The sequence below is a fragment of the Providencia burhodogranariea DSM 19968 genome (assembly GCF_000314855.2).
In the GTDB taxonomy this organism is placed as follows: Bacteria; Pseudomonadota; Gammaproteobacteria; order Enterobacterales; family Enterobacteriaceae; genus Providencia; species Providencia burhodogranariea.
Genome location: NZ_KB233222.1, coordinates 2,393,264 through 2,406,718 on the forward strand (window position 1 = coordinate 2,393,264; position 13,455 = coordinate 2,406,718).

General features: G+C 41.6%; 11 protein-coding genes. 2 read left to right on the plus strand and 9 right to left on the minus strand.

All coding sequences use genetic code 11. From position 1 onward, the window contains the following. Positions 1–101: 101 nt before the first annotated feature. From odhB to sdhC, 6 genes are all read right to left on the minus strand, one after another. Entirely contained in the window at positions 102–1,319 is a 1,218-nt protein-coding gene (odhB, locus tag OOA_RS10210; RefSeq protein ID WP_008912076.1) for a 2-oxoglutarate dehydrogenase complex dihydrolipoyllysine-residue succinyltransferase, read from the minus strand. Positions 1,320–1,334: 15 nt separating this feature from the next. Beyond that, positions 1,335–4,142 carry a 2-oxoglutarate dehydrogenase E1 component gene (gene sucA / locus OOA_RS10215; protein ID WP_008912077.1) on the minus strand — a complete coding sequence of 936 codons (2,808 nt, stop codon included), beginning with the start codon at positions 4,140–4,142 and terminating at the stop codon, positions 1,335–1,337. Between the two features lie 303 nt (positions 4,143–4,445). After that, positions 4,446–5,162 (minus strand): succinate dehydrogenase iron-sulfur subunit, encoded by a 717-nt coding sequence (locus OOA_RS10220; RefSeq protein WP_008912078.1) that lies wholly within the window; start codon positions 5,160–5,162, stop codon positions 4,446–4,448. A 35-nt stretch (positions 5,163–5,197) separates the two neighbouring features. Next, complete coding sequence (sdhA, locus tag OOA_RS10225; protein ID WP_008912079.1) at positions 5,198–6,964, minus strand: succinate dehydrogenase flavoprotein subunit; 1,767 nt, start codon at positions 6,962–6,964, stop codon at positions 5,198–5,200. Then, positions 6,965–7,309, minus strand: coding sequence for a succinate dehydrogenase membrane anchor subunit (gene sdhD, locus OOA_RS10230; protein WP_008912080.1), 345 nt, complete (start codon positions 7,307–7,309; stop codon positions 6,965–6,967). After that, positions 7,303–7,707: a succinate dehydrogenase cytochrome b556 subunit gene (gene sdhC, locus OOA_RS10235; protein WP_201764590.1), complete on the minus strand. Its 405-nt coding sequence runs from the start codon at positions 7,705–7,707 to the stop codon at positions 7,303–7,305. Before sdhC ends, sdhD begins: the two co-directional genes overlap by 7 nt. Positions 7,708–8,453: 746 nt before the next feature. On the opposite strand from sdhC, the gene OOA_RS10240 reads away from it, so the two are divergent. Then, positions 8,454–9,740, plus strand: coding sequence for a citrate synthase (locus tag OOA_RS10240; protein ID WP_008912082.1), 1,287 nt, complete (start codon positions 8,454–8,456; stop codon positions 9,738–9,740). Between the two features lie 68 nt (positions 9,741–9,808). On the opposite strand, the gene OOA_RS10245 is transcribed toward OOA_RS10240, so the two are convergent. Next, a complete protein-coding gene (locus OOA_RS10245) occupies positions 9,809–10,573 on the minus strand; it encodes an AraC family transcriptional regulator (RefSeq protein WP_008912083.1) in 765 nt (254 codons plus the stop codon). Between the two features lie 103 nt (positions 10,574–10,676). Between OOA_RS10245 and OOA_RS10250 the strand changes: the two genes are divergently transcribed. Further along, complete coding sequence (locus tag OOA_RS10250) at positions 10,677–11,810, plus strand: multidrug effflux MFS transporter (protein ID WP_008912084.1); 1,134 nt, start codon at positions 10,677–10,679, stop codon at positions 11,808–11,810. Positions 11,811–11,883: 73 nt separating this feature from the next. Here OOA_RS10250 and OOA_RS10255 read toward each other — a convergent pair whose 3' ends face one another. Continuing rightward, positions 11,884–12,627, minus strand: a complete 744-nt coding sequence (locus OOA_RS10255) for a type 2 GTP cyclohydrolase I (protein ID WP_008912085.1) — start codon at positions 12,625–12,627, stop codon at positions 11,884–11,886. Positions 12,628–12,977: 350 nt separating this feature from the next. Then, a complete protein-coding gene (locus tag OOA_RS10260) occupies positions 12,978–13,187 on the minus strand; it encodes a YbfA family protein (protein WP_008912086.1) in 210 nt (69 codons plus the stop codon). Between the last annotated feature and the right edge of the window lie 268 nt (positions 13,188–13,455).

Sequence of the window (13,455 nt, forward strand, 5' to 3'; positions counted from 1 at the left end):
GCGTTTATTCGCCTCCTGCAATTGTTACTGATTTAGCAACCGGTGAACCGGTTGCATCGGTTACTTCAGACCGGGTAGGTTGTTCCTACCCTGTTATGTTGCTATACGTCTAGCAGTAAACGAGTTGGATCTTCCAGCAAATCTTTGATGGCAACTAAAAAGCCAACTGACTCACTTCCATCAATAAGACGGTGGTCATAAGATAATGCAAGGTACATCATTGGAAGAATTTCAACCTTACCATTAACAGCCATAGGGCGATCTTTAATAGCATGCATGCCTAAGATTGCGCTCTGAGGTGGGTTAATGATAGGTGTAGACATTAGAGAACCAAATACGCCACCATTAGTGATTGTGAAGTTACCACCACTTAAGTCCTCAACAGTTAATTTACCGTCACGACCTTTAACAGCGAGTTCTTTAATTTTTTTCTCAATATCTGCCATGCTCATAGCATCAACATCACGCAACACTGGAGTTACTAGTCCACGAGGTGTTGACACTGCAATGCTGATATCAAAGTAATTATGGTAAACAACATCAGTGCCATCGATAGAAGCATTCACTTCTGGATAGCGTTTTAATGCTTCAACCGCAGCTTTAACATAGAAAGACATAAAACCTAAACGTACACCATGACGTTTTTCAAAGACTTCACCATATTGTTTACGCAAGTCTTTGATTGGCTGCATGTTAACTTCGTTAAACGTTGTTAGCATTGCTGTACTGTTTTTTGCTTCTAGAAGACGCTCAGCAATTCGCTTACGTAAACGAGTCATCGGTACACGTTTTTCGCTACGGTGTGCAAGTGGCGCTTGTGGTGCAGTAGGTGCTGTAACTTTAGCAGCAGGTGCTGCTGATTTAGTTGCTGCTAAATGTTTTTCAACATCTTCACGAGTCAAACGACCACCAACACCAGTACCTTTTATATCTGCTGGATTGAGATCATGTTCTGCAACTAAACGACGAATTGATGGAGTCAACGCATCATTGCTTTCTTCTTCTAAACTTGCAGTTTGACGCTGAGCAGGCGTTGCTTCTTGAGCAGCTTTAACTTCAGCAGGAATACCCGAGCTATCACCTAAACGAATACGACCTAACAGTTGTTTAGATAATACTGTTGCGCCTTCTTCTTCAACGATTTCTTCTAACACACCAGCTTCGCTCGCAGGTACTTCTAACACAACTTTATCAGTTTCGATTTCAACCAGCACTTCATCACGTTCAACGCTATCACCTGGTTTTTTATGCCATGTGGCAACCGCCGCATCAGCAACGGATTCAGGAAGATCGGGAACAAGAATTTCTACACTACTCATTTTATATCCTTTAATTTATTCAATGTTCAAAGCGTCATTAACCAGGGCTTGTTGCTGTTCCTGGTGAACGGACGTATATCCAACTGCTGGAGATGCAGAAGCAGCACGACCGGCATAACGTAAAGACGATCCTGCTGGAATAGCTTCACGGAAATTATGTTGGCTGCAATACCAAGCACCTTGGTTTAATGGCTCCTCTTGACACCAAATAAACTCTTTAACGTGCGCATATTGCGCTAACGCTTGTTGAATATCTTCGTGTGGGAATGGATATAGCTGCTCAATGCGTACGATCGCTACATCTGTTTGCTCATTCTTACGACGTTGCTCTAACAGATCGTAATAAACTTTTCCTGAACACAAAACGACGCGCTTCACGTTTTTCGGATTGATTTCATCTATTTCACCAATTACTGGCTGGAACTTACCATTTGCCAGTTCTTCCAAACTTGATACCGCTAATGGGTGGCGGAGTAAGGATTTAGGTGACATAACAATCAGAGGGCGACGCATACCACGAAGAGCTTGACGACGCAGCATATGGTAAACCTGTGCTGGTGTTGAAGGTACACACACTTGCATGTTTTGGTCTGCACAAAGTTGCAGGTAACGTTCTAAACGTGCGGAAGAGTGCTCTGGACCTTGCCCTTCATAACCATGTGGTAATAACATAACAAGACCACACATACGGCCCCATTTTTGCTCACCAGAACTAATAAATTGATCGATAACCACTTGTGCACAGTTCGCGAAATCACCAAATTGTGCTTCCCAAATGGTCAAAGTACGAGGCTCTGTCGTTGCATAACCATATTCAAATGCTAGTAATGCGTTTTCAGTCAGAACAGAATCCCAAACATTAAACACACCTTGACCGTTATGAATATTTTGCAGCGGCACATATACTGAACCATTAGTTTGATTATGAACAACTGCATGCCGATGGAAGAATGTACCACGACCCGCATCTTCACCTGATAGACGAACAGGAACACCTTCATCAACTAGTGTTGCATAAGCCAGAGTTTCAGCTCCACCCCAATCCAGAAGTTTCGCGCCTTTTGCCATTTCAGCACGGTCAGAATAGATTTTTTCTACGCGAGACTGAGTGACAATTTCTGCAGGTACTGTACTAACTTTTGTAGCGAGCTCTTGTAAACGCTTGAGGTCATAAGTCGATTTATAAGCTTGATCCCACTCATGATTCAGGTACGGTTCCCATGTATAAGAATGAAGCCCCATTTCACGCCATTCTTCAACTACACGGTCGCCTCTGTCCAGTGCATCACGGTACAGATTAACCATTTCAGTCACTTCATCAGCAGTTACAACGCCATTTTCAATTAAGCGGTCTGCATAGATTTTGCGTGGAGTTGGATGCTTTTTGATTTTTTGGTACATGATTGGCTGAGTCGCATTTGGCTCATCAGCTTCGTTATGGCCATGACGGCGATAACAGACAAGGTCAATCATCACATCGCGCTTAAAGGTATTACGGAAATCCAGTGCTAAACGAGTGACGAAAGCAACCGCTTCAGGATCATCAGCATTTACATGGAAGATTGGTGCTTGAACCATCTTCGCAATATCGGTGCAATATTCCGTAGAGCGAGTATCTTTCGGATTCGACGTTGTGAAACCAATTTGGTTATTAATGACGATACGCATAGTGCCGCCAACTTCATAACCACGAGCTTGAGACATGTTCAAAGTTTCTTGAACAACGCCTTGACCTGCTATTGCTGAGTCACCATGAATAGTAATTGGCAGAACCATGTTGCTGCGACCTTCATCAAGACGGTCACGGCGAGCACGGACAGAACCAATGACAACTGGGCTAACAATCTCAAGGTGAGATGGGTTAAAAGCTAACGCAAGGTGAACACGTGAACCTGCAGTTTCAAAATCAGAAGAGAAGCCTTGGTGATATTTTACGTCACCTGCACTTGAATGATCTTTATGTTTACCTGCAAACTCATCAAACAGTTCAGCTGGCTTTTTACCTAAAATATTAATTAAAACGTTAAGACGACCACGGTGAGCCATACCTAATACAACTTCACGTGTATCTTGTTTACCCGCATGGTGAATTAAATCTTTTAACATTGGGATCAGTGAATCACCACCTTCCAATGAAAAACGTTTAGCACCAGGGAATTTAGCGCCTAAATAACGCTCTAGCCCTTCAGCAGCTGTTAATTCAGCTAGGAAGCGACGTTTTTCTTCTTTAGAAAATTGCTCAGCAACATTCACAGACTCAAGGCGCTGCTGAATCCAGCGTTTTTCTTCAGTATTTGTGATATGCATATATTCAGCACCGATTGAACTGCAATAAATGCGTTTCAGTGCGTCGTAAAGTTCGCTAAGCTTCATGGTTTCTTTGCCAATTGCAAATGAACCCACGTTGAATGTCTCGTCGAAATCTTCTTTCGTTAGGTTATGAAACGTTGGGTCTAAATCTGGAACAGATTCTCGTTTCCATAAATCTAACGGGTCAAGATTTGCGTTTTGGTGTCCGCGGAAGCGGAATGCGTTAATCAGCTGCAAAACTTTAACTTGTTTTGCATCGATTGCAGGGTCGCTAACAGAGGTGTGATAACGAGTAGAGTCTTTGGCTAAGCGACGGAAATAATCGCGCGCTTGAGAATGGAATTGCTCAGCGTTGGTGCCTGCTCCAGGCAGTTGCTGGAAGATTTCTTTCCAGCCAGCATCAACAGAATTGGGGTCAGTTAGATAATCTTCATAGAGCTGTTCTATGTAAGACTGGTTCGCGCCTGCCAGAAAGCTTGAATCCAGCCAGTCCTTCATTACGCCGTTCTGCATTGTGATCCCTTAAGCTATTACAGCTTTAGTTTTCGCCGTGGTTAACTAATTTCCGCGTTTAAGCGGCCTCGATAAAGGTTCTTCTGGACGTGCTTTATGCATGTTCTCTCTTTGGGTTTCCCTTTATCACTCCGGGGCTCCCCTTTAAGGAACCTTTAAAAACTGGCTGCGGTTTTTAAAGGTCCCTTAAGTCAGATCGCATCTTCATCATTTGCAGTTTGGCTTTTAAGTTCACTTTTTTGCTTTTGCTTTATTACTTTTTAACAGCCTGCGGTGCTTTCACACCGCAGGTAATAATCGGTTTTATGCACTATGCTTTAACAGCATAGATTTAATGTGGCCGATAGCTTTAGTTGGATTAAGTCCTTTAGGGCATACATTGACACAATTCATAATGCTATGACAGCGGAAAACACTAAAAGCGTCGTTCAGATCATCTAATCGAGCATCGGTTTCAGTATCTCTACTATCAATTAAGAATCGGTATGCAGCCAAAAGACCTGCAGGCCCAATAAATTTATCCGGATTCCACCAGAAAGATGGGCAAGAAGTCGAGCAACATGCACACAGAATACACTCATATAATCCATCGAGTTTTTCACGTTGTGCCGGTGACTGTAAGTTCTCACGCGCAGGTGGATTCTTATTATCATTAAGTAGATACGGGCGAATTTTTTCATATTGGGTATAGAACTGAGTCATATCGATAATCAAGTCACGAACAACAGGTAGACCTGGTAATGGACGAATGACAATTTTCTTCCCACTACGGGTTAAAGCAGACAGTGGCGTGATACAAGCCAGTCCATTTTTACCGTTCATATTAACCCCATCAGAACCACATACGCCTTCACGACAAGAGCGGCGAAATGACAGAGTAGGATCTTGCTCTTTCAGTAGAATCAACGCATCTAACAACATCATGTCGCGCCCTTCAGGCGTTTCAAGCGTGTAATCTTGCATACGCGGTGCGTTATCTACATCCGGATTATAGCGATAAATCGAGAATTCAAGTTTCATAGTTTATTTCTCCGCAACTGGATTAACACCACGCATTAGTAGGTACGAATTTTCGGTGGGAAGGGCTCACGCAACTTAGGTTGCATGTTGACTTCACGACGGGTCATCGTTTCAGATTGCGGTAAATATAAGGAGTGACACAACCAATTAGCATCGTCACGATCTGGGTAGTCGAAACGGCTATGTGCGCCACGGCTTTCCGTACGGAAGTTTGCAGCTTGTGCAGTTGCGTAAGCTGTTTCCATCAGGTTATCCAACTCTAAACATTCAATACGCTGAGTGTTAAATTCTGTTGATGTATCATCAAGACGTGCATTTTTCAGACGTTCGCGAATGACTTTCAGCTCTTCTAAGCCTTTCGCCATTGCATCACCTTCACGGAATACAGAGAAATTGTGTTGCATGCAAGTTTGCAGTGCTTTACGGATCTCAACAGGATCTTCACCCGTGCGTGCATTTTCCCAGCGATTAAAGCGAGACATTGCCGCATCGATGTCAGATTCAGATGCATCACGCATTGAACCTTGTTCCATCAGTGACTCTTTCAAGTGTATACCTGCAGAGCGGCCAAATACCACTAAGTCCAATAGTGAGTTTCCGCCAAGACGGTTCGCACCATGCACTGATACACAAGCAATTTCACCTACAGCAAACAGACCAGGGATCACTTCGTCTTCGCCTTTTTCGTTATAGCGAATCGCTTGTCCCGTCACTTTAGTCGGTATTCCACCCATCATGTAGTGACATGTTGGAATAACTGGGATTGGTTCTTTAATAGGGTCAACGTGAGCAAAGGTACGAGATAACTCAAGAATACCCGGTAAACGTGATTCAAGAACGTCTTTACCTAAGTGGTCCAGTTTCAATTTAGCATGAGGACCCCAAGGACCATCACAACCACGACCTTCACGGATTTCAATCATAATTGAACGTGCAACCACGTCACGACCAGCAAGGTCTTTCGCGTTAGGCGCGTAACGTTCCATGAAACGTTCGCCATCTTTGTTCAATAGATATCCACCTTCACCACGGCAACCTTCTGTTACTAGAACTCCTGCACCAGCAATGCCCGTTGGGTGAAATTGCCACATTTCCATGTCCTGTAAAGGAACACCTGCACGTGTAGCCATACCAACGCCATCACCTGTGTTGATATGCGCATTCGTCGTTGATTGGTAAATACGCCCTGCTCCACCAGTTGCTAGAATTGTGGCTTTTGCTTTGAAATAAACTAGCTCACCAGTTTCCATACAAATTGCAGTACAACCAACAACATCGTCATCTTGGTTTTTAACTAAATCAAGGGCATACCACTCAGAGAAAATCGTCGTGTGGTTTTTCAGGTTCTGTTGATACAACGTGTGTAACAATGCGTGACCTGTACGGTCAGCAGCAGCAGCAGTACGCGCGGCTTGTTCGCCACCGAAGTTTTTCGATTGACCACCGAATGGGCGTTGATAAATAGTACCATCATCAAGACGAGAGAATGGTAGCCCCATATGTTCTAATTCAAGAATCGCTTCCGGACCAGTCTTACACATGTACTCAATGGCATCTTGGTCACCAATGTAGTCAGACCCTTTAACCGTGTCATACATGTGCCACTCCCAGTTATCTGGGTGTGTGTTACCAAGCGCAACAGTAATACCACCTTGCGCTGATACTGTATGAGAACGAGTTGGAAAAACTTTTGACAACAAGGCACAAGATAAACCCAGTTGTGAAATTTGTAGTGCAGCACGCATACCTGCGCCACCCGCACCAATAACGATAGCGTCAAATTCTCTTATTGGCAGATTCATTTATGCACCCCACACGACAATTGTTCCGTAAATTAAGTAACTCAGCAGTGCAACAACAATCACCAGTTGCAACACTAAACGCAATGCAGTTGACTTAATATAGTCAGTCAGTACTTGCCATAAGCCAATCCAGGCATGTACTAAAATCGAGAACAACGTCAGGATAGTGAATACTTTCGTTACAGAAAATGCAAAGAAACCACGCCATGTTTCATAGGTGATATCGTTAATTGCAATAAAGCCAACAAGGTAAATTACGTAGAGTACGATAACGATCGCAGAACCACGTATTAACAGCCAGTCCTGAATACCGGTACGGCCTAAGGATGATGCATTGCTTACCATACTAATATCCCCGCCAGAATAGCCAGAATGACTGTAATAACAAACGTGACTTTTGCAGATGAGTTACCTGCAGCAAGCGTTTCATCAACATAGCCGAAATCCATTAACATATGACGAATACCACCACAAATGTGGTATGCCAATGCTGTTAGAATTCCCCAAAGAATGAACTTAGCAAAAAAGCCAGTCATAATTTCGGATACTTGTTGAAAACCTTCTGGAGAGGAGAGAGAAGTCCCTAACAGCCAAAGCAGAATACCAACTGCGATGAAAGTAATTACGCCAGAGACACGGTGCAAGATCGAAGATATTGCAGTAATCGGGAAATGGATGGTCTGCAGATCAAGGTTGACAGGTCTTTGTTTTTTCACAATTTTGCCCACACAGCTCTTTATTATTTTCCTTCCTCCGGACCTGGGGCGGAAACAGACAGCGACAGGGGGTATAAAATGCAACTTAAACTAAACGTTAATCCATCATGTTCAAATAGAGTTGCATGCTGATTACGCTGGAATTCCTACATCAGGGTAATCCGGAGACCTGCAGCCAGTATAAAGTCTTCACAATGCTATTACAATTCCCACACAAAATGTTTGGAGACATTTGGCTCGAACAGTGAGAAGGATCACGATTTAAACATTTTATATAAATGTGCTTATCTTATTTGACAATGATTCAACATTTATCTTACATATATGACTACTAGAATTATCTGAGCGTCGTGGTATCTTCATCGACGTAAAAGAAAAAACAAAAGTTATGAAAGTTGTTTCCCTTACTAAAAATAATGATATTGTAGGGAAAACAACTAAAAATAACATAACATCTACACACTCATAAACAACCTAAAAGACATTGTAATCGGTCGTCAGATTTGAGGATTTACCGCCATAGCTAGGATTTAATGTGATAGCTAGCTGATTTCCGCAACACGCCGGTAGAACAATGCATTAAGACACAGTATATACTCTAAATCATTTGAGTTTGCGGTTAGACGACAAGTGAATGAGACGCTAGAAACATAGAAAACTATGTGACTAGTCCAAGTGAGCGTAGTCAACAACGCTGCAACTTGAAGGATAACGAGTATAACGCTGTATCATGGTTGTTGGGTGTTGATTATCACGCGCTAAGGAGACCGTAAATGGCTGGTAACAAAGCTAAGCTAACGACTGAGAGTGCAGACACAATTGAAATAGACATTTTATCCCCTACTCTCGGCCAAGATGTTATCGATGTCCGTGCTTTAGGTTCAAAAGGGTTTTATACTTACGACCCTGGATTTACTTCTACTGCTTCATGTGAATCAAAAATCACCTATATTGATGGTGATGAAGGTGTTTTATTACATCGTGGCTTCCCAATTGACCAATTGGCGACCGAAGCTTCTTACCTTGAAGTCTGCTATATCCTGCTATACGGCGAAGCACCAACAGAAGAAGAATATAAAAACTTCAAATTCACCGTAACTCGCCATACCATGATCCATGAGCAAATTACGCGCATGCTTAATGGTTTTCGTCGTGACTCACATCCAATGGCTGTCCTGTGTGGTGTGACGGGTGCTCTAGCTGCCTTCTATCACGATGCTCTTGATGTTAACAACCCTCGTCACCGTGAAATTACCGCTTACCGCCTGCTATCTAAAATGCCAACTGTTGCGGCAATGTGTTACAAATATTCTATCGGTCAACCTTTTGTTTATCCTCGTAATGATTTGTCATATGCTGGTAACTTCTTACACATGATGTTCTCTACACCATGTGAAGAATACGTGGTAAATCCTGTACTTGAACGTGCTATGGATCGTATTCTTATCCTGCATGCGGATCACGAACAAAACGCATCCACCTCGACAGTCCGTACAGCCGGTTCTTCTGGCGCTAACCCATTTGCCTGTATCGCTGCGGGCATTGCTTCACTATGGGGTCCAGCTCACGGTGGTGCTAACGAGGCTTGCTTGCGTATGCTGGAAGAAATTCAGAGTGTTGAACATATCCCTGAATTCATTAACCGTGCCAAAGACAAAAATGATGCATTCCGCCTAATGGGCTTCGGTCACCGTGTTTATAAAAACCATGATCCACGTGCAACGGTTATGCGTGAAACCTGCCACGAAGTTCTCAATGAGCTTGGTCTAAATGACAGCCTGCTCGAAGTAGCAATGGAATTAGAACGTATTGCACTAAACGACCCGTACTTCATTGAGAAAAAACTGTACCCGAACGTTGACTTCTATTCAGGCATCATCTTAAAAGCAATGGGCATTCCTTCCACTATGTTTACTGTTATCTTTGCAATCGCGCGTACTATCGGCTGGATTGCACATTGGAACGAAATGCATGATGATGGCCTAAAAATTGCTCGCCCTCGTCAGCTATATACTGGCTACGCTAAACGCGAGTTCAATACAAATTTATCAAAAAAATAAATATATTTAATTAAATTCGATTCCCCTACACACCAAAGCCCCGTTTTCGGGGCTTTTATTTTGTTGCTTCAACGCATATTCTGATACTCTTTCGGTGTTAATCCACTCATTTTTTTAAACAAACTTATAAATGCACTATCACTGGTTAACCCTAATTCTTGGGTAATAAAATGATAAGCCTTCCCTTGTGCCATTAGATCTAATGCTTTGATAAAACGCCATTGTTGGCGCCAAGCTTGATAACTCATACCCGTTTCACGTAAAAAAATTCGAGTGATCGTTTTTTCGCTCGCCCCCACTCTTTGGGCTAATTGAATTAGTGTTGGAGGCAGCTGCTCCATGCTCAAGTTTTTAATTCGCCGATCTTTTGGAATCGAAAGTAAGGTTGGCTCACTATTGGCACTTTGTAGCTCATCGATAAAAACAGGTAACAAATTCGCTAATCGGCCATTGTTCCAATCACTATCAAATGGCGCTACAGCAATACGCTCTAATAGCTCTCGAAGTAAAGGAGATACCCTTAAAATGACCACTTCTGAGCCTACTTGACTAGCATATTGCTGGTTAAGATAAACTGACCTATAGCCAACTGAGGCTCTCATTTGAGCTCGATGAGCAATTTGAGGTGGGATCCATGCAACTCTTCCCGGCGGTAATAATGAAATTTGCTCTTTCAATGAGATGAGAATGCAACCTTTTTGGGTAAATAATAATTGCCCCATGTCATGCTGATGAAAACCTGAATCGTGTTGACCCATTTCAGCAGCAATTCCTAATATCGGTGCCTGATACCAGTGTGTTTCAAATTTATCTTGTTGGGGGATCCAAGCCATAATTTGTCCGTTTTTTGATACTTATAGTCCTTATTATTGTAATGAGACATTAAAAATACAACTAAACTTCGCATCATCGAATTAGCGAAAACGGATTATTTACATGAAATGCCCACTTTCATTATGGTTAGCGGTTGCCTTAATGATGTTTCCACAAATCGTAGAAACCATATATAGCCCAGCATTAACTAATATTGCGACTGCTTTTAATATCACAGCGGAACAAGCTTCACAGACACTGTCACTTTATTTCTTTGCATTTGCATTGGGTGTCGTATTTTGGGGAAGAATGTGTGACATCTTAGGCCGTCGCCCTACCATACTTGCAGGCCTGCTTCTGTATGGGATCGCTTCAATTTGCTCCTTATTTATTTCACACTTCTATTTGTTATTGCTGATGCGAATGCTGTCTGCTTTTGGTGCTGCTGTTGGCTCTATTGGTACGCAAACCATCATGCGTGATAGTTATAAAGGATATGAATTAGCAAAAATATTTTCAATTATGGGGAGCGCACTTGCTATTAGTCCTGCATTTGGCATGTTAGCTGGCGCAGTTTTAGTCGATTTAGGCGGTTATCTGGCCGTTTTTATTGGTTTAGCGGTTTTAGCTATCGGATTATTAGTATGGTCTTGTTATCGATTATCGGAAACTCGCCCAAAAAATGTGACTTACCCCCCATTTTTTAACTCTTTATTCATTATGATTAGGGATAAAGAGATTTTTAGAAATGTGATGTTAATAGCATTTTTCAACATTAGTTTATTCAGTTATTACCAGCTAGCCCCCTTTATGTTTGAACAATTAATGCTATCGCAACAGCAATTCGGTCTGACAGGGATTTTACTTGCCGTTGGTGTCGGGATTGGTTCTATTCTAAATCGTTATTTGTTGACTAAAAATTGGTCACCAGAGACGTTAGTGAGGCTATCAAGCGTTGTTTCATTAATTAGTGGCTGCTTAGTTTTTATTTTAATGCATTCTGTATGCTTTATTTTCCCCATGATGGGAATTGTGATTGGTTATGGTATTGCTATCCCAAATATTCTGGCACATGCTCTTCATCGTTATGCTGATATAAAGGGCACAGCAGGTGCTATTTTAGGCTTATTTTACTATACAGGTCTGGCAATTGGTTTAATGATTGCAGGTTGGAGTCAACATCTTGGTGGGGTTTTAATTATTTCAGGCATTGTACTTACAGTGTCATCTTTACGATATCGTCTCCAAATAACATAATAGTATTGATAAAATGCAGCACCTATTTTGCGGTGCTGCATATTCGAAATTTAAACGTTTGAATTATAAATAGCTATGCTGGATTATCAATATCGACGAAGACAGCATCTAGACCATGATTATCCACCAGCCATTGAGTCAATGCTTTGATACCATAGCGCTCTGTCGCATGGTGCCCTGCTGAGTAGAAATGAATCCCCATTTCTCTTGCGATATGAATGGTTTGCTCAGAAACTTCTCCCGTAACAAACGCATCAACTCCAAACTCAGCAGCTTGTAAAATAAAACCTTGCCCGCCACCAGTGCACCAAGCAATTTGGCGAATTTCTTCTTTACCCGTGTCACCACAATGTAGCACTTGACGGTCAAGACGAGTTTCTAAACGATTGGTTAATTCAGCAGGCGTGATAGGCTGATCAAAAAAACCAAATGGCAATAGAGAATCAATCTGGCCATCAATTTTTACGCCCATTAGATGTGCAAGTTGTGCATTATTACCAAGATGTGGATGTGCATCCAAAGGGAGATGATAACCATAGAGGTTAATGTCATTTTCCAGTAACGTTTTAAGGCGTTTTCTTTTCATGCCTTTAATCACCGAAGGTTCATTTTTCCAAAAATAACCGTGGTGAACAATAATTGCATCAGCTTCCAGCTCAACAGCTTTATCTAATAATGCTTGGCAAGCTGTCACTCCTGTTACTATTTTTTGCACATGAGAACGCCCTTCAACTTGCAATCCATTTGGTGCATAGTCATGAAATTCGCTAACTTTCAGCTCAGTATTAATCAATTCTTCCAAAGATAAATTACGCATAATATTGCCCTTTTACTGCTGCGTTTTTGCCTAATTAGACAAAATGGTTTGCTTGATTACAAAATTTGAATGTCCTGTAGCTTATAAGTCTATTACATAAATTGAAATGGCTATTTTTGAGGTTTGATTTATTAGATAATACTGAGAATTAAAAGCAGGAGGAAGATGAAGAAGAGTAATATTAAACACATCCCCACAATATAATTATTGCAGGGATGACGGATTTAAATCATAAATAGCAATAAGTCGTCATACTTCAAGCTACATCAGCGTTGACTTTTATAGCCAACCGAGTCACATAATTATCTATGCCCCGGCTATCTTTACTTGTCACCTAGATGAATCTCGAATTATTTAGAATGTATATCCATAGCCATTTCTGAACGTTCAAGCCAAACGGGTTTATCACTCGTTTTAGCCCACACCTTATAAAGATAGCTATAAAATTTTGCTCGTTGCGGATGAAAAACCATAACCGGGAACGCAAGTATGCCAGCGCTTAGCGCGGCAGTGCGGCGTAAAATAACCTGATTACGGGAATATTCGCGGTATGTGGACATCGATATCCTCCTGTCAGTAGCCACAATATTTGCCGATTTTAGTTTTACTCTTTAACTAACACTCAATACTTATTCAAGAATGACTAAAACCGTACAGATAAAATGAAAGATGAATTAACTCTGATAATGATACGCCTCTATTTGTAATTTTACTACTGATCTGACCACTTAAAACAAAAAATTACTTCATTTTGTCTATTTTATCGCTTTATATTGTAGCTTTATTACACAAATAAACATATAAAAAAACAAAATAAGATCAATAGGT